The organism is Pseudomonas sp. 22490 (assembly GCF_052044465.1).
Taxonomy (GTDB): Bacteria; Pseudomonadota; Gammaproteobacteria; order Pseudomonadales; family Pseudomonadaceae; genus Pseudomonas; species Pseudomonas aeruginosa.
Genome location: NZ_JBQENS010000041.1, coordinates 40,582 through 56,581, shown reverse-complemented (window position 1 = coordinate 56,581; position 16,000 = coordinate 40,582). Strand labels below are relative to the sequence as shown.

General features: G+C 68.5%; 14 protein-coding genes and 3 pseudogenes. 11 read left to right on the top strand and 6 right to left on the bottom strand.

What is annotated here, in order from left to right:
• The 9 genes and pseudogenes from exaC to ACTJJX_RS30710 form a co-directional block, all read left to right on the top strand.
• Positions 1-1,470: acetaldehyde dehydrogenase ExaC (gene exaC, locus ACTJJX_RS30750; protein WP_049261398.1), on the top strand; the 1,470-nt coding region annotated here is incomplete at its 5' end.
• A gap of 357 nt (positions 1,471-1,827) precedes the next feature.
• Complete coding sequence (gene pqqA, locus ACTJJX_RS30745; RefSeq protein ID WP_003106462.1) at positions 1,828-1,899, top strand: pyrroloquinoline quinone precursor peptide PqqA; 72 nt, start codon at positions 1,828-1,830, stop codon at positions 1,897-1,899.
• A 52-nt stretch (positions 1,900-1,951) separates the two neighbouring features.
• On the top strand, positions 1,952-2,866 hold the full coding sequence (gene pqqB, locus ACTJJX_RS30740) for a pyrroloquinoline quinone biosynthesis protein PqqB (RefSeq protein WP_003106464.1): 915 nt from the start codon (positions 1,952-1,954) through the stop codon (positions 2,864-2,866).
• Positions 2,867-2,875: 9 nt separating this feature from the next.
• The gene (gene pqqC / locus ACTJJX_RS30735; protein WP_003111679.1) at positions 2,876-3,628 is read left to right on the top strand and encodes a pyrroloquinoline-quinone synthase PqqC; all 753 of its coding nucleotides are present in this window, start codon (positions 2,876-2,878) and stop codon (positions 3,626-3,628) included.
• The gene (pqqD, locus tag ACTJJX_RS30730) at positions 3,625-3,903 is read left to right on the top strand and encodes a pyrroloquinoline quinone biosynthesis peptide chaperone PqqD (RefSeq protein ID WP_003088542.1); all 279 of its coding nucleotides are present in this window, start codon (positions 3,625-3,627) and stop codon (positions 3,901-3,903) included. The genes pqqC and pqqD overlap by 4 nt, the downstream gene beginning before the upstream one ends.
• The gene (gene pqqE, locus ACTJJX_RS30725) at positions 3,875-5,020 is read left to right on the top strand and encodes a pyrroloquinoline quinone biosynthesis protein PqqE (protein WP_003119136.1); all 1,146 of its coding nucleotides are present in this window, start codon (positions 3,875-3,877) and stop codon (positions 5,018-5,020) included. The genes pqqD and pqqE overlap by 29 nt, the downstream gene beginning before the upstream one ends.
• 4 nt (positions 5,021-5,024) lie before the next feature.
• A complete protein-coding gene (locus ACTJJX_RS30720; protein ID WP_003162271.1) occupies positions 5,025-6,851 on the top strand; it encodes an alpha/beta hydrolase family protein in 1,827 nt (608 codons plus the stop codon).
• Positions 6,852-6,936: 85 nt separating this feature from the next.
• Positions 6,937-8,100, top strand: a complete 1,164-nt coding sequence (gene ercA, locus ACTJJX_RS30715) for an alcohol dehydrogenase-like regulatory protein ErcA (protein ID WP_003088548.1) — start codon at positions 6,937-6,939, stop codon at positions 8,098-8,100.
• A pseudogene (locus ACTJJX_RS30710) lies at positions 8,084-9,777 on the top strand (NahK/ErcS family hybrid sensor histidine kinase/response regulator). The gene ercA and the pseudogene ACTJJX_RS30710 overlap by 17 nt, the downstream one beginning before the upstream one ends.
• Before the next feature lie 32 nt (positions 9,778-9,809).
• On the opposite strand, the pseudogene ACTJJX_RS30705 reads toward ACTJJX_RS30710, so the two are convergent.
• From ACTJJX_RS30705 to ACTJJX_RS30680, 6 genes and pseudogenes are all read right to left on the bottom strand, one after another.
• Positions 9,810-10,535 (bottom strand): annotated as a pseudogene (locus ACTJJX_RS30705) (MFS transporter); the annotation flags it as partial.
• Positions 10,518-10,817: pseudogene (locus tag ACTJJX_RS30700) on the bottom strand (putative glycolipid-binding domain-containing protein); the annotation flags it as partial. The pseudogenes ACTJJX_RS30705 and ACTJJX_RS30700, both read right to left, overlap by 18 nt.
• Positions 10,814-11,170, bottom strand: a complete 357-nt coding sequence (locus ACTJJX_RS30695; RefSeq protein WP_003100422.1) for an MmcQ/YjbR family DNA-binding protein — start codon at positions 11,168-11,170, stop codon at positions 10,814-10,816. The gene ACTJJX_RS30695 and the pseudogene ACTJJX_RS30700, both read right to left, overlap by 4 nt.
• Positions 11,171-11,188: 18 nt before the next feature.
• Positions 11,189-11,467, bottom strand: coding sequence for a peptidylprolyl isomerase (locus tag ACTJJX_RS30690; RefSeq protein ID WP_003088559.1), 279 nt, complete (start codon positions 11,465-11,467; stop codon positions 11,189-11,191).
• A gap of 57 nt (positions 11,468-11,524) precedes the next feature.
• Complete coding sequence (locus ACTJJX_RS30685) at positions 11,525-13,480, bottom strand: acetoacetate--CoA ligase (protein WP_016851708.1); 1,956 nt, start codon at positions 13,478-13,480, stop codon at positions 11,525-11,527.
• Positions 13,481-13,547: 67 nt separating this feature from the next.
• Positions 13,548-14,468 carry a LysR family transcriptional regulator gene (locus ACTJJX_RS30680; protein WP_016851707.1) on the bottom strand — a complete coding sequence of 307 codons (921 nt, stop codon included), beginning with the start codon at positions 14,466-14,468 and terminating at the stop codon, positions 13,548-13,550.
• A 131-nt stretch (positions 14,469-14,599) separates the two neighbouring features.
• Here ACTJJX_RS30680 and ACTJJX_RS30675 point away from each other — a divergent pair, with 131 nt between their 5' ends.
• Both ACTJJX_RS30675 and ACTJJX_RS30670 read left to right on the top strand, forming a co-directional pair.
• On the top strand, positions 14,600-15,298 hold the full coding sequence (locus tag ACTJJX_RS30675) for a CoA transferase subunit A (RefSeq protein WP_003088566.1): 699 nt from the start codon (positions 14,600-14,602) through the stop codon (positions 15,296-15,298).
• A gap of 34 nt (positions 15,299-15,332) precedes the next feature.
• Positions 15,333-15,989, top strand: a complete 657-nt coding sequence (locus tag ACTJJX_RS30670; RefSeq protein ID WP_003088567.1) for a CoA transferase subunit B — start codon at positions 15,333-15,335, stop codon at positions 15,987-15,989.
• Positions 15,990-16,000 lie beyond the last annotated feature (11 nt).

Below are 16,000 nucleotides of genomic sequence, written 5' to 3'. Positions count from 1 at the left end.
CGCTACGGCAACTACATCGGCGGCGAGTTCGTGCCTCCGGTCAAGGGCCAGTACTTCACCAACACCTCGCCGGTGAACGGCCAGCCGATCGCCGAGTTCCCCCGTTCCACCGCCGAGGACATCGACAAGGCCCTCGACGCCGCCCACGCCGCCGCCGACGCCTGGGGCCGCACCTCGGTGCAGGAGCGCTCGAACATCCTGCTGAAGATCGCCGACCGCATCGAGCAGAACCTGGAACTGCTCGCCGTCACCGAGACCTGGGACAACGGCAAGGCCGTGCGCGAGACCCTCAACGCCGACATCCCCCTGGCCGCCGACCACTTCCGCTACTTCGCCGGCTGCATCCGCGCCCAGGAAGGCTCCGCCGCCGAGATCAACGACAGGACCGTGGCCTACCACATCCATGAGCCGCTGGGCGTGGTCGGGCAGATCATCCCGTGGAACTTCCCGCTGCTGATGGCCGCCTGGAAGCTGGCCCCGGCGCTGGCCGCCGGCAACTGCGTGGTGCTCAAGCCGGCCGAGCAGACCCCGCTGGGTATCTGCGTGCTGCTGGAACTCATCGGCGACCTGCTGCCGCCGGGCGTGCTCAACGTCGTCCAGGGCTTCGGCAGGGAGGCCGGCGAGGCCCTGGCCACCAGCAAGCGCATCGCCAAGATCGCCTTCACCGGTTCCACCCCGGTCGGCTCGCACATCCTCAAGTGCGCGGCGGAGAACATCATTCCCTCCACCGTCGAGCTGGGCGGCAAGAGCCCGAACATCTATTTCGAAGACATCATGCAGGCCGAGCCGGCGTTCATCGAGAAGGCCGCCGAGGGCCTGGTGCTGGCCTTCTTCAACCAGGGCGAGGTGTGCACCTGCCCGTCCCGCGCGCTGGTCCAGGAGTCGATCTACCCGGCATTCATGGAAGAGGTGCTGAAAAAGGTCAGGGCGATCAAGCGCGGCGACCCGCTGGACACCGAGACCATGGTCGGCGCCCAGGCTTCCCAGCAGCAGTACGAGAAGATCCTCTCCTACCTCGACATCGCCCAGCAGGAAGGCGCCGAGCTGCTCGCCGGCGGCAGCGTCGAGAAGCTCGAAGGCAACCTGGCCAGCGGCTACTACATCCAGCCGACCCTGCTCAAGGGGCACAACGGCATGCGCGTGTTCCAGGAGGAAATCTTCGGCCCGGTGGTCGGCGTCACCACCTTCAAGGACGAAGCCGAGGCCCTGGCCATCGCCAACGACACCGAGTACGGCCTCGGCGCCGGCCTCTGGACCCGCGACATCAACCGCGCCTACCGCATGGGCCGCGGGATCAAGGCCGGTCGCGTGTGGACCAACTGCTACCACCTGTACCCGGCCCACGCCGCGTTCGGCGGCTACAAGAAGTCCGGCGTCGGTCGCGAGACGCACAAGATGATGCTCGACCACTACCAGCAGACCAAGAACCTGCTGGTGAGCTACGACATCAACCCGCTGGGCTTCTTCTGAGCGGTCCTCAGCCGCCGCGGATCGCTCCGACCCGCGGCCTTTCCGCCAAGGCACCTGGGGGTGCGCTCGTCCCGCGTCCCGACGCGGCTTTCCCCATGGCGGGTTCTGGCGCGACGCGGCCCTGGCCGCGTCTTTTTTTTCGCCTCGCCGCCGCCCCTGCATGGACTAGGCTTCTGCCCTGCACCAGGGCGAACCAGGGGGGCGCAACGGCGTTCTCCCGGCGAACCTTGGGCGGGACAGGCAGTCCCTACCAAATCAGGGGGAAAACTCCTTCGAAAGTCTCATTCGGAGCGAGCCCCGCTGATGTTTAACTCGACCTGCCGGAATCGCCCGGCCCCACCAGAGAGGATCGACCCCATGTGGACCAAGCCCAGCTTCACCGACCTGCGTCTCGGTTTCGAAGTGACCCTCTACTTCGCCAACCGCTGATCCGTTCGGCCCCGGTCTTCCGGGGCCTCCCTCCAGCCCGCGGGGCAGACCCATGCACATCCGTATTCTCGGTTCGGCCGCCGGCGGCGGCTTCCCCCAGTGGAACTGCAACTGCCGCAACTGTCGCGGGGTCCGCGACGGTAGCGTAGCGGCCCAGCCACGCACGCAATCCTCCATCGCCCTGTCCGACGACGGCGAGCGCTGGATCCTCTGCAACGCCTCGCCCGACATCCGTGCCCAGATCGCCGCCTTCCCGGCCCTCCAGCCGGCGCGTCGGCCGCGCGATACGGCGATCGGCGCGATCGTCCTGCTCGACAGCCAGATCGACCACACCACCGGCCTGCTCAGCCTGCGCGAAGGCTGCCCGCACGAAGTCTGGTGCACGCAGATGGTCCACCAGGACCTCAGCGAAGGCTTCCCGCTGTTCCCTATGCTTTCCCACTGGAACGGCGGCCTGCGCCATCGGCCGATCGCCCTCGATGGCGAGCCTTTCGCCATTCCGGCCTGTCCGCGCCTGCGCTTCACCGCGATCCCCCTGCGCAGCAGCGCGCCGCCGTATTCCCCGCATCGCGGCGACCCCCATCCGGGCGACAACATCGGCCTGTTCGTCGAGGACCTCGATAGCGCCGGTACCCTGTTCTATGCGCCGGGCCTCGGCGAGGTGGACGAGGCGCTGCTCGAATGGATGCGCCGCGCCGACTGCCTGCTGGTGGACGGTACGCTCTGGCGCGATGACGAGATGCTGGTCTGCGAGGTCGGCGACAAGCTCGGCCGGCAGATGGGGCACCTGGCGCAGAGCGGGCCGGGCGGCATGCTCGAGGTGCTGGCGAAGGTGCCGGCCGCGCGCAAGGTGCTCATCCACATCAACAACACCAATCCCATCCTCGACACCGCTTCGGCAGAACGCGCCGAACTGGATGCCAGTGGCATCGAAGTGGCCTGGGATGGCATGCACATCCAGCTGTAGGGGGCCAACATGAGCCGTGCCGCCATGGATCGCGCCGAATTCGAACGGGCGCTGCGCGACAAGGGACGCTACTACCATATCCACCATCCGTTCCATGTCGCGATGTACGAGGGCCGTGCCAGTCGCGAACAGATCCAGGGCTGGGTGGCGAACCGTTTCTACTACCAGGTCAACATCCCGCTGAAGGACGCGGCGATCCTGGCCAACTGTCCCGACCGCGAGGTCCGCCGCGAGTGGATCCAGCGCATCCTCGACCACGACGGCGCCCCCGGCGAGGCGGGCGGCATCGAGGCCTGGCTGCGCCTGGCGGAAGCGGTGGGCCTGGAGCGCGAGCAGGTGCTCTCCGAAGAGCGGGTGCTGCCCGGCGTGCGCTTCGCCGTCGACGCCTACGTCAACTTCGCCCGTCGCGCCAGTTGGCAGGAGGCGGCGAGCAGTTCGCTGACCGAACTCTTCGCCCCGCAGATCCACCAGTCGCGGCTGGACAGCTGGCCGCGCCACTATCCGTGGATCGAGGCGGCCGGCTACGAGTATTTCCGCAGTCGCCTGGCCCAGGCCCGGCGCGACGTCGAGCACGGCCTGCGGATCACCCTGGAGCACTATCGGACCCGCGAGGCACAGGAACGCATGCTGGATATCCTGCAATTCAAGCTGGACGTGTTGTGGAGCATGCTCGACGCGATGAGCATGGCCTACGAACTCGAACGCCCGCCGTACCACACGGTGACCCGCGAGCGGGTCTGGCATCGGGGGCTGGCATCATGAGCCTGCCGTCGCTCGACAGCGTGCCGATGCTGCGCCGGGGCTTCCGCTTCCAGTTCGAACCGGCCCAGGACTGCCATGTGCTGCTCTACCCCGAAGGCATGGTCAAGCTCAACGACAGCGCCGGGGAAATCCTCAAGCTGGTCGATGGCCGCCGCGACGTGGCGGCCATCGTCGCGGCGCTGCGCGAGCGTTTCCCCGAAGTCCCCGGCATAGACGAAGACATCCTGGCGTTCCTCGAGGTGGCCCATGCGCAATTCTGGATCGAGCTGCAGTGAAAGCGTGGGGCCGCCGCTCTGGCTGCTGGCCGAGCTGACCTATCGCTGTCCGTTGCAGTGCCCGTACTGCTCGAACCCGCTGGAATTCGCCCGCGAGGGCGCCGAGCTGAGTACCGCGGAATGGATCGAGGTGTTCCGCCAGGCTCGCGAGCTGGGCGCCGCACAGCTCGGTTTCTCCGGCGGCGAGCCGCTGCTGCGCCAGGACCTCGCCGAACTGATCGAGGCAGGGCGCGGCCTGGGCTTCTACACCAACCTGATCACCTCCGGCATCGGCCTCGACGAGGCACGCCTGGCGCGCTTCGCCGAGGCCGGGCTGGACCACGTGCAGATCAGCTTCCAGGCCGCCGACGAAGAAGTGAACAACCTGCTCGCCGGCTCACGCAAGGCCTTCGCCCAGAAACTGGCGATGGCCCGCGCGGTGAAGGCGCACGGCTATCCGATGGTGCTCAACTTCGTCACCCACCGGCACAACATCGACAACATCGAGCGGATCATCCAGCTGTGCATCGAGCTGGAAGCCGATTACGTCGAACTCGCCACTTGCCAGTTCTACGGCTGGGCCGCGCTGAATCGTGCCGGGCTGCTGCCGACCCGCGCCCAACTGGAGCGCGCCGAGCGGATCACCGCCGAATACCGCCAACGGCTGGCCGCCGAAGGCAATCCGTGCAAGCTGATCTTCGTCACCCCCGACTACTACGAGGAACGGCCGAAGGCCTGCATGGGCGGCTGGGCCAGCGTATTCCTCGACATCACCCCCGACGGCACCGCGCTGCCGTGTCACAGCGCGCGGCAATTGCCGGTGCAGTTTCCCAACGTGCGCGAGCACAGCCTGCGCCACATCTGGTACGAATCGTTCGGCTTCAACCGCTACCGCGGCGACGCCTGGATGCCCGAGCCGTGCCGTTCCTGCGAGGAGAAGGAGAGGGACCACGGCGGCTGCCGCTGCCAGGCGTTCCTCCTCACCGGCGATGCCGACGCCACCGACCCGGTCTGCGCCAAGTCGGCACGGCACGACCTGATCCTCGCGGCCCGTCGCCAGGCCGAGGAGGCGCCGCTTGGCCTGGACGCGCTGACCTGGCGCAACCAGCGCGCGTCACGCCTGATCTGCAAGGCCTGAGGCAATGGTCGACTACGGCGACTGGCCGAGCGACTGGAGCGCCGAGCGCGCGGTAGCCGCCGGGCGCGATTTCAGCGAGCTGAAGGCGGCCCATGGCGGGCTGGCCTGGGTGGAATTCGATCCGGCCAGCGCGCGCTCGCGCCTGTACCTGTGGCGCGACGGCGTGCTGGAGGAGCCCACCGCGCCGGACGGCTCGGTGCGCAGCCGGGTCTACGAGTACGGCGGCGGCGCCTGCTGCGTGACGCTCGACGGGCTGGCCTGGGTCGACGAAACCGACCAGCAGGTACGCCGCTGGCGAGCGGGCCGCGCAGCCCAAGTGCTGGGCGGCGGGGCGCAGTGTCGCTACGGCGACCTGGCCTACGTCGATGCCTGGGATGCCCTGCTGGCGGTGGAAGAGAGCCATGGGCCGACCGGGGTCGTGCATCGCATCGTGCGCCTGGACGCCGATGGCGCGCGCCGGGTGCTGGTCGAGGGCGCCGATTTCTACGCCGCGCCGCGTGCCGCCGGCCAGGGGCGGCGGCTGGCCTGGATCGAATGGGACCGTCCGCACCAGCCCTGGACCGAGACCCGCCTGGGCCTGGCGGAGAATGGGCGTACGCGCTGCCTGGCCGGAGCCGGAGGCGGCGAGTCGATCCAGCAACCACGCTTCGATCCCGCCGGCCGCCTTCACTGGCTGAGCGACCGCGACGGCTGGTGGCGTCCCTGCGCCGAGGTCGCGTTGGCCGGCCGCTTCGCCGATGCCGACCACGCTGGCGCGCCCTGGCAATTGGGCGCTTGCAGCTACCTGCCGCTGGGAGAGGGAAGGCTGCTGCTCAGTCGCGTCGAGGCCGGCGGCGGGCAACTGTTCCTGCGCGAAGTGGACGGCAGCGAGCGGCGCCTGGCCGCGGACTGGAACCGGTTCGCCGGACTGGCCGCGGATGCCCGGGCGTTCTACTGCATCGCGGCGGCGGCCGGACGCCTGCCGGCGCTGCTGGCGATCCATCGCGACGAGCTGCGTGTCGAGGTGCTGCGTGGCGGCGAGCGACCGCTGGCGGAGGACGACCTGTCGCATCCGCAGGCCTTCGTCTATGGGCTGGGCAACGGCGAAAACGGCCACGGTTTCTTCTATCCGCCGCGCAATGCCCGCCGCCGCGTCGATCCCCGACGACCACCGCCGCTGCTGGTGTGGCTGCATGGCGGACCGACCTCGATGCATTCGCCGGCGTTCGATGCCGGCCTGCAGTTCTGGACCCAGCGCGGTTTCGCCGTGGCGGCGCTGAACTACCGGGGCAGCAGCGGCTACGGCCGCGCCTATCGGCAGCGCTTGCGCGGCCAGTGGGGGCGCCTGGAGTTGCGCGATATCGAGGCCGCGCTGGCGCAGCTGGACGCGGAGGGACGGATCGACCGCGCCCGGGTCTTCGTCCGTGGCGCCAGCGCCGGAGGCTACAGCGCGTTGCGCGCCCTGGCTTGCCTCGATGGCCTGCGCGGCGGCGCCAGTCTCTATGGGGTCAGCGATCCGTTGGCACTGGCGCGTTGCACCCACAAGTTCGAGGGTGACTACCTCGACTGGCTGATTGGCGACCCGCTGCGCCAGCGCCGTCGCTACCTGGTGCGCAGCCCGGTGCTTCAGGTCGGGCGTATCCGCGCGCCGGTAGTGTTCTTCCAGGGCGGGCTCGACGCGGTGGTGGTGCCGGAGCAGACCGAGGCGATGGTCGCCGGCCTGCGGCGCAGCGGCGTGCGCGTGGAGTGCCACCGCTATCCGCAGGAGCGCCACGGTTTCCGCCAGCCGGCCAATCGTGCCCATGCGCTGCTGGCGGAATGGCGCTTCTACCTGGTCCTGCTGGAGGATTGAAAGGGCCGCCAAGGTCGCATTGCAATAACCGACGAATGCAGTAGGCTGCCGGCAATGTCCGATAACAATAAGAATGGTCTGTCAGATGAGCCACGACCTCAGCCAACTGCGTAAATTCGTCTCGCCCGAGATCATCTTCGGCGCCGGCTGCCGGCACAGCGTCGCCAACTACGTGAAGACCTTCGGTGCGCGCAAGGTCCTGCTGGTCTCCGACCCCGGCGTGCTCGCCGCCGGCTGGGTCGCCGACATCCAGGCAAGCCTGGAGGGACAGGGCATCGACTACTGCCTGTATACCGACGTTTCGCCCAACCCCCGGGTCGACGAGGTGATGCTCGGCGCCGAGTTCTATCGCAGCGAGGGCTGCAACGTGATCGTCGCGGTGGGCGGCGGCAGCCCGATGGATTGCGCCAAGGGCATCGGCATCGTCGCCGCCCATGGCCGCAGCATCCTCGAGTTCGAAGGCGTCGACCGGCTGCGGGTGCCGAGTCCGCCGCTGATCCTGATCCCGACCACCGCCGGGACTTCGGCGGACGTCTCGCAGTTCGTGATCATTTCCAACCAGGACGAGCGCATGAAGTTCTCCGTGGTGAGCAAGGCGGTTGTGCCTGACGTCTCGCTGATCGACCCGGAAACCACGTTGACCATGGATCCCTTCCTTTCCGCCTGTACCGGCATCGATGCACTGGTACACGCCATCGAGGCGTTCGTCTCCACCGGCCACGGGCCGCTGACCGATCCCCACGCGCTGGAAGCGATGCGCCTGATCGATGGCAATCTGGTACAGATGATCGCCAACCCCGGCGACATCGCCCTGCGCGAGAAGATCATGCTCGGGAGCATGCAGGCCGGGCTGGCCTTCTCCAACGCCATCCTCGGCGCGGTGCATGCCATGTCGCACAGCCTCGGCGGCTATCTCGACCTGCCCCACGGCCTGTGCAACGCGGCGCTGGTCGAACACGTGGTGGCGTTCAACTACAGCGCCGCGCCGGAACGCTTCAAGGTGATCGCCGAGACCTTCGGCATCGATTGCCGCGGTCTGACCCAGGGGCAGGTCCGCCAGCGCCTGGTGGACCACCTGATCGCCTTCAAGCACGCCGTGGGTTTCCACGAGAGCCTCGCCCTGCACGGGGTCGGCAGCTCCGACATTCCTTTCCTCTCGCGCCACGCGATGCAGGACCCGTGCATCCTTACCAACCCGCGCGAGTCGAGCCAGCGCGATGTCGAGGTGGTCTATGGCGAGGCCCTCTGAGCAGCAGCAGGAGGCCCTGGCCGGGTTACTCGGCCTGGGCAGCCACTCCGCGCGCAAGAGCCACTACCCGGAGCTGCTGGCGCGCCTGGAGGAGCTGGAGGCCGAGCGCAACCGCTACAAATGGCTGTTCGAGCACGCGGTGCACGGCATCTTCCAGGCCAGCCTCGGCCAGGGGCTGCGCGCCGCCAATCCGGCGCTGGCGCAGATGCTCGGCTACGACGATCCGCAACAGGTGCTCTGGTCGCTGGAGGACATGGCCGGGCAACTGTTCGTCGGCGGCGAGGCCGAGATGCGACGGATCCGCGCGCTGCTGCGCGAGCGCGGCGGCCTGTTCGGCTACGAGACGCGCCTCTGGCGCAGGGACGGCAGTCACATCGAGGTATTGATGAACCTGCTGCTCAGGCACGACGAGGAAGAATTGGTCGAAGGTTTCGTCGCCGACATCACCGAGCGGGTCCAGGCCCAGCAGCGCCTGCAGACCATGAACGAGGAGCTGGAGCGGCGGGTAGCCGAGCGCACCCACGAGCTGGAAGAGCTCAACCGCCAGTTGCGCCAGGCGCGCGACGCCGCCGAAGCCGCCAACCACAGCAAGGACAAGTACCTCGCCGCCGCCAGCCACGACCTGCTGCAACCGCTCAACGCGGCGCGGCTGCTGGTCGACACCCTGCGCGAACGGGGCCTGCCGGCCGCCGAACTGCAACTGGTGGAGCGCACCCACCTGGCCCTGGAAGGTGCCGAGACCTTGCTCACCGACCTGCTGGAAATCGCCCGGCTCGACCAGAGCGCGATCCGTCCGGACCTGGACGACTATTCCCTCGACGAACTGCTCGCTCCGCTGGCCTCGGAGTTCGAGGAAGTCGCGCGTGCCGCCGGCCTGGCCCTGCGTGCGCGGATCCCGCGACTAGCAGTGCGCACCGACGCGCGCCTGCTGTCGCGGATCCTGCGCAACTTGCTCAGCAACGCCTGCCGCTACACCGAGCGCGGCAGCGTGCTGCTGGGGGCGCGCCGGCGTGGCGGCAAGGTACGCCTGGAGGTGTGGGCACTGGCCGGGGCATCCCCGCCGACCAGTTGCAGGCGATCTTCCTCGAGTTCAACCAACTGGACGCCGGGCGCGCTTCCGAGCGCCGTGGCGTCGGACTCGGGCTGGCCATCGTCGACCGTATCGCCGGCATCCTCGGCTACCGCATCGAGGTGCATTCGACTCCAGGCCGAGGCTCGCTGTTCGCCATCGAGGTGCCGCTGGTCCGCAAGCCGGCGCGGCCAGCACCCGGCGAGGCGATTGCGCGGGTTTCGGCTGGTGATCCGCTGCCGGGACGGCGGCTGCTGGTGGTGGACAACGAGACCGAGATTCTCTTCAGCATGTCCGCGCTGCTCGGCCAGTGGGGCTGCGAGGTGCTTACCGCCACCGACCTGGAAGGCGCGCGCAAGGCGCTCGATGGCCGCGCGCCGGATGCGATCCTGGTCGACTACCACCTGGACCACGGCGCTACCGGTTGCCAGTTGCTGGGCGCCTTGCGCGAGGACTACGGCGCGGAGATCGCCGCGGTGATGATCACCGCCGACCGCAGCGACGATTGCCGCCGCGCGCTGGCCCGCCTGGGCGTGCCGCTGCTCAACAAGCCGCTGAAGCCCGGCAAGCTGCGCGCGGCCCTGAGCGCCTTGCTCGGCGAGCTCTAGAACGCGTACCGCCGCCTGGGACGGTGCACGCCCTAGCCGGGCCGGCGGCTGCGCCGGTGCAGTGCGACGGCCAGGGCCAGCCCGCCGAGCGAGGCCAGGCAGGCGAAGAGGAACATCGAGCGGAAGCCGAACAGGTTGGCTACGAAGCCCACCAGGGGCCCGGTGATGCCCAGCGACAGGTCGACGAACAGCGAGTAGGCGCCCAGCGCCGCGCCACGGTTGGAAGCCGGTACCAGGTTCACCGCTTCCACGCCGAACGCCGGGAACACCAGGGAGAAGCCGAAGCCGGTGAGGGCCGCGCCGGCCAGGCCGACCCAGGGATTCGGCGCGCTCCACAGCAACAGCAGGCCGAGGCTTTCGACGCCGAGGCAGATGATCGCCACGCGGAAGCCGCCGAGCCGGTTGATGCTATTGGCGAACAACAGCCGGGCGCCGATGAAGCAACCGCCGAAGGCACTCAGGCAGAGCACTGCGTTGGCCCAGCCACGGCTGGCGTAGTAAAGGGTGATGAAGGTGGCGATGGTGCCGAAGCCGATCGCCCCCAGCGCCAGGCCCATACCGTGCGGGGTGACCCGGCCGAGCACATGGTGGAACGGCAGCCGCTCGCCGTGCACCAGCGGCGCCGGCAACTTCGGCCAGGCCAGGGCGAAGCCGAGCGCCCCGAGCAGGACGATGGACGCGCCCATGCTCCACAGCCCCAGCCACTGCACCAGCAGCACCCCTAGCGGCGCCCCGAGGGCGATGGCGCCGTAGCTGGCGGGTAGCGCTTCGCCGTCGCCGTCCTGCCAGTGGCCGCGGCCATCGGCGAGCAGGTGCAGCTTGCGCACCCCGGTTTCGCTTTCGACGTGGAACACCGCCTCACGCAGATGCCAGTCGGCGTCCCAGCGCAGCCGGTAGTCCAATTGGTAGGGCAGGCCGCTGCGTTCGTCCGGCGCGCGCAACTGGCTTTCCGCCTGGTCGTCCTCCAGGCGCAGGGCCTCCCAGCTGGACGACGGCGAGCGCCACAGGCCGGCCCAGGTGTACAGACGGTCGCGACTCATGCGTCGAGTACCAGGCCGAGGCGCTGGCGCCTGGGCAGGCGCGCCACCACCAGTTGATGGGAACGGACCAGGGCCTCGCGCAACTCCGCCGCCTTCATCGGGTAGGGGCGGGCCATGACGATCCAGTGCGCGCGCGCCAGGTAGGGCGCCGGACGGATGCCGGGGCGGTCGACATAGCCGAGGAACAGCTCGCTGCCGACCTTGAAGGCCAGGCCGCCGTCCTTGTCGACGAAGTCGAGGATGGCGAACATCTTGTTGCCGGCCACCGAGAACACCCGGTTCGAACCCCACTTGAGGTCTTCCCGGGCGCCGGGTAGTTGCAGGCAGAAGGCGGCGATCTGGTCGGCGGTCATGGACGCTCCGGTGGCGGTTCAGTCGCGGAAATACACTTCCAGGAGATGGTAGCCGAACTGGCTCTTCAGCGGACCCTGGAGCACGCCAACGGGTTTCCTGAAGATGGCATTGTCGATGGACCTGACCATCTGCCCCGGGCGCACCTCGCCGAGGTCGCCGCCGCGCTTGCCGGACGGGCAGGTCGAATGCTTCTTCGCCAGCGTGGCGAAGTCCTCGCCCTTGGCCAGGCGCTGCTTCAGTTGCGCGGCCTCGGCTTCGGTCTTGACCAGGATGTGGCGGGCCATGGCGACGGGCATGGAATTACCTTTTGCGGTAGGACGGCACGCGCATTCTAGCCCAGGCTCGCCGCGGCTTCAGTCGCGCAGTTCGGCGAGGTCGCGATAAAGCTCCAGCGCCTGCGGGTTGGCCAGGGCGTCGGTGTTCTTCACCGGGCGGCCGTGGATCACGTTGCGCACCGCAAGCTCGACGATCTTGCCGCTCAGGGTGCGCGGGATATCGGCGACCTGGATGATCTTCGCCGGTACGTGGCGCGGCGTGGCGTTGGCGCGGATGGTCTGGCGGATGCGTTCGCGCAGCGGCTCGTCGAGTCGCACGCCGTCGCGCAGGCGGACGAACAGCAGCACACGCACATCGCCCTGCCAGTCCTGGCCGATGGCGATGGACTCGAGGACTTCCTCGACCTTTTCCACCTGGCGGTAGATTTCCGCGGTGCCGATGCGCACGCCGCCGGGATTGAGCACCGCGTCGGAGCGGCCGTGGATGACCAGCCCGCCGTGGGCGGTTTCCTCGGCGTAGTCGCCATGGGCCCAGACGCCGGGAAAGCTGGCGAAGTAGGCGTCGTGGAACCTGGTGCCATCCGGGTCGTTCCAGAAGCCCAGCGGGATCGACGGGAAATGCCGGGTGCAGACCAGCTCGCCCTTGCCGCTGGCGAGGCGGCGGCCGTCGTCGTCCCAGATTTCCACGGCCATGCCCAGCGCCTTGCATTGCAGTTCGCCGCGCCACACCGGCAGCACCGGGTTGCCGATGGCGAAGCAGGAAACGATGTCGGTGCCGCCGGAGATCGACGACAGGCAGAGGTCGCTCTTCAGCTCGCGGTAGACGTAGTCGAAGCTTTCGTGGGCCAGCGGCGAACCGGTGGAGAGCAGTGTCCTCAGGCTGTCCAGGCGGTGGCTGTGGCGCGGGCGCACGCCGGCCTTCTCGAGCGCCGCCAGGTACTTGGCGCTGGCGCCGAACACGGCGATGTCCTCGGCGTCGATGAGGTCCAGCAGGCGCTCGGGGCCGGGGTGGAACGGCGAGCCGTCGTAGAGCACCAGGCTGGCGCCCACCGCCAGACCGGAGGCCAGCCAGTTCCACATCATCCAGCCGCAGGTGGTGTAGTAGAACAGCCGGTCGCCGTCGCCCAGGTCGGTGTGCAGGCCGTGCTCCTTGAGATGTTGCAGGAGCACGCCGCCGGTGGCATGGACGATGCATTTGGGGACTCCGGTGGTGCCCGACGAATAGAGGATGTACAGCGGCTGCTCGAAAGGCACCGGGGTGAAGACCGGCTCGCCCTCGGCCTGGTAGAACCCGTCCCACAGCGCGACCTGCGCCTGGCAGCGGTAGTCCTGCGGCTGCGCCTGCGGACGGTCGTAGGGCACCACCAGCAGTTGCTCCAGGCCGGGCAGGCCGGCGAGCACCTCGTTGAGCTTGGCGGTCAGGTCCAGCGACTTGCCGGCGTAGCGGTAGCCGGCACAGGCGATCAGCACGCGCGGTTCGATCTGGCCGAAGCGGTCGATCACGCCCTGGGTTCCGAAGTCCGGCGAGCAGCTCGACCAGGTCGCGCCGAGGCTGGCGGTGGCGAGCATGCCGACCACGGTCTGCCAGGTGTTCGGCATCAGCGCGGCGACCCGGTCGCCGGGGCCTATGCCCAGGGCGGCGAGGCGCTTCTGCAGGCCCGCCACGTGACGGGCCAGTTCGGCGTGGCTGAGCACCTCGCGGCGACCGTCTTCGCTCACCGCGATCAGCGCCGGGGCATCATCGCGGCGGCGCAGCAGGTGTTCGGCGAAATTCAGCGTGGCGCCGGGGAACCAGCGCGCCGAGGGCATCTGCGCGCCTTCCTCGAGGACCGCACGCGGCGGTTGCTGGAAGCGCACCTCGAAGAAGTCGACGACGGCCTGCCAGAACGCCTCGCGCCGCTGCACGCTCCAGGCATGCAGCGCCGGGTAGTCGACCAGGCCGAGGGCGTGCCGCTGGTTGACGAAGCGTCGGAAGGCCTCCATGCGACTGGCGGCGATGCGTTCGGCGGAAGGGCTCCAGAGCGGTGCGGGCATGGCGTGTCCGTCCTTGTTGTTGTTCCGGGACATGCAGGAAGCATAACCGGACCCGCCGCTGCCTGCCTCACCCCGTGGACTGGTCCTGCGGCAGCGCCAGCGAGCGCCAGTCGGTGCCATGCAGCAGCACGTCGCTGAGGGCCTGGGCGGCGGTGGACAGCTTGTGCTCGCTCAGCCGCAGCAGGCCGACCCGTCGCTGCACCTGCGGCGCGTAGAGCGGCAGGCAGCGCGCGCCGAGTTCCTGCATCTGCTGGATGCACAGGGTCGGCACGGCGCTGACACCGAGTCCCTGGGCGACCATCCGCCCGACCGTGACCAGTTGGTGGCTCTCGAACGCCACCGGCAAGCGGCCGTGCTCGGCGGCCACGCTTTCTTCCAGGAGCAGGCGCACCGCCGAGGGGCGTTGCAGGGTAATGAAGGGCTCGCCGAGCAGTTCGCGCCAACTGACCCGCTCCTGCCCGGACAGCGGCGAGCCGGCCGGCACCACGGCGACGAAGCGGTCGCTGTAGAACGGGGTGAACTCGAGGTTTTCCAGGGACTCCGGCTCGAAGGCGATGCCCAGCTCGACGCGTCGGTTGCGGACCATCTCCAGCACCTGCTCGTTGATCACGTCGTGCACCGCCACGTTGACCCGCGGGTGGCGTTCGCGAAAGGTCTTCAAGACCAGCGGCAGCAGGTTGCCGGCGAAGGAGGGCATGGCGGCGATGGAGACCTTGCCCAGTTGCAGGGTGAAGTGCTGGCGCAGCAATTCCTCGGTATTGTCCCAGTCGGCCAGCAGGCGCAGCGCCAGCGGCAGCAGGGTCTCGCCCTCGGGGGTGAGGCTGACGCTGCGGGTGGTACGTTCCAGCAGCGGACCGCCGAGGCTTTCCTCCAGGCTCTTGATCGCCAGGCTCAGGGCCGGCTGGGAGAGGTGCAGGCGTTCGCCGGCCTGGGCGAAGCTGAGGCTCTGCGCCACGGCGAGGAAGGCGCGCAACTGCTTGACGGTCATTTATTTGTTTTTCTCATCAATGGATTGGAAAAACAAACTTAACAAATCAGTCCGCAGCGGAGAAGCTCTGTGCGACCCGGCAGTCAGACTGCCGCACGCACAATCACAAGAGCCGGAAGAGGCACAGCAGCATGAGCGGACTCGACAAGCGAGTAGGCAGTTACGAAGAGGCCCTCGAAGGCCTGACCGACGGCATGACCGTCCTCGCCGGGGGCTTCGGCCTCTGCGGGATTCCCGAGAACCTGATCGCGGAAATCCGCCGGCGCGGGGTCAGGGACCTCACGGTGGTCTCGAACAACTGCGGCGTCGACGGTTTCGGCCTCGGCGTGCTGCTGGAAGACCGGCAGATCCGCAAGATGATCGCCTCCTATGTCGGCGAGAACGCCCTGTTCGAGCAACAACTGCTCAGTGGCGAGCTGGAAGTCGAACTGACCCCGCAAGGCTCGCTGGCCGAGAAGATCCGCGCCGGCGGCGCCGGCATCCCGGCCTTCTTCACCGCCACCGGCTACGGCACCCCGGTCGCCGAGGGCAAGGAGGCGCGCGAGTTCAATGGCCGCCACTACATCCTCGAACCGGCCATCACCGGCGACTTCGCCATCGTCAAGGGCTGGAAGGCCGACCATTTCGGCAACGTCGTCTATCGCCACACCGCGCAGAACTTCAACCCGCTGGTCGCCACCGCCGGGCGCATCACGGTGGTCGAGGTGGAGGAGATCGTCGAGCCCGGCGAACTGGACCCGACGCAGATCCACACCCCCGGCATCTACGTCGACCGGATCATCCAGGGTCGCTTCGAGAAACGCATCGAGAAACGCACGCTGCGCGCCTGACGGCGGCCGCTACAACGACAAGAGGTTTCCCCAGATGGCACTTACCCGCGAACAGATGGCGCAGCGCGTGGCGCGCGAATTGAAGGACGGCTACTACGTCAACCTCGGCATCGGCATCCCGACCCTGGTGGCCAACTACGTGCCGGAAGGCATCGACGTCATGCTCCAGTCGGAGAACGGCCTGCTCGGCATGGGCGCGTTCCCCAGCGAGGCGGAAGTCGACGCCGACATGATCAACGCCGGCAAGCAGACCGTGACCGCCCGCGTCGGCGCGTCGATCTTCGACTCGGCGCAGTCCTTCGCCATGATCCGTGGCGGCCACGTCGACCTCACCGTGCTCGGTGCCTTCGAGGTGGACGTGCGCGGCAACATCGCCTCCTGGATGATCCCCGGCAAGCTGGTCAAGGGCATGGGCGGCGCCATGGACCTGGTGGCCGGCGCCGAGAACATCATCGTCACCATGACCCACGCCTCCAAGGACGGCGAGTCCAAGCTGCTGCCGTACTGCACCCTGCCGCTGACCGGTTGCGGCTGCATTCGCAAGGTGCTCACCGACCTGGCCTACCTGGAGATCGAGGACGGCGCCTTCATCCTCCGCGAGCGCGCCCCCGGGGTCAGCGTCGAGGAGATCGTGGCGAAGACCGCCGGCAAGCTGATCGTCCCCGAGCACGTGCCGGAAATGAGTTTCTGAATCGCGGCCCG

What these genes read in the sequence shown, in the direction of transcription:
- pqqB (WP_003106464.1), top strand. Translation starts at nt 1,952, where the DNA reads ATGCACATCCGTATTCTCGGTTCGGCCGCCGGCGGCGGCTTCCCCCAG.
- pqqC (WP_003111679.1), top strand. Translation starts at nt 2,876, where the DNA reads ATGAGCCGTGCCGCCATGGATCGCGCCGAATTCGAACGGGCGCTGCGC.
- pqqD (WP_003088542.1), top strand. Translation starts at nt 3,625, where the DNA reads ATGAGCCTGCCGTCGCTCGACAGCGTGCCGATGCTGCGCCGGGGCTTC.
- pqqE (WP_003119136.1), top strand. Translation starts at nt 3,875, where the DNA reads ATGCGCAATTCTGGATCGAGCTGCAGTGAAAGCGTGGGGCCGCCGCTC.
- ACTJJX_RS30720 (WP_003162271.1), top strand. Translation starts at nt 5,025, where the DNA reads ATGGTCGACTACGGCGACTGGCCGAGCGACTGGAGCGCCGAGCGCGCG.
- ercA (WP_003088548.1), top strand. Translation starts at nt 6,937, where the DNA reads ATGAGCCACGACCTCAGCCAACTGCGTAAATTCGTCTCGCCCGAGATC.
- ACTJJX_RS30695 (WP_003100422.1), bottom strand. Translation starts at nt 11,170, where the DNA reads ATGACCGCCGACCAGATCGCCGCCTTCTGCCTGCAACTACCCGGCGCC.
- ACTJJX_RS30690 (WP_003088559.1), bottom strand. Translation starts at nt 11,467, where the DNA reads ATGCCCGTCGCCATGGCCCGCCACATCCTGGTCAAGACCGAAGCCGAG.
- ACTJJX_RS30685 (WP_016851708.1), bottom strand. Translation starts at nt 13,480, where the DNA reads ATGCCCGCACCGCTCTGGAGCCCTTCCGCCGAACGCATCGCCGCCAGT.
- ACTJJX_RS30680 (WP_016851707.1), bottom strand. Translation starts at nt 14,468, where the DNA reads ATGACCGTCAAGCAGTTGCGCGCCTTCCTCGCCGTGGCGCAGAGCCTC.
- ACTJJX_RS30675 (WP_003088566.1), top strand. Translation starts at nt 14,600, where the DNA reads ATGAGCGGACTCGACAAGCGAGTAGGCAGTTACGAAGAGGCCCTCGAA.
- ACTJJX_RS30670 (WP_003088567.1), top strand. Translation starts at nt 15,333, where the DNA reads ATGGCACTTACCCGCGAACAGATGGCGCAGCGCGTGGCGCGCGAATTG.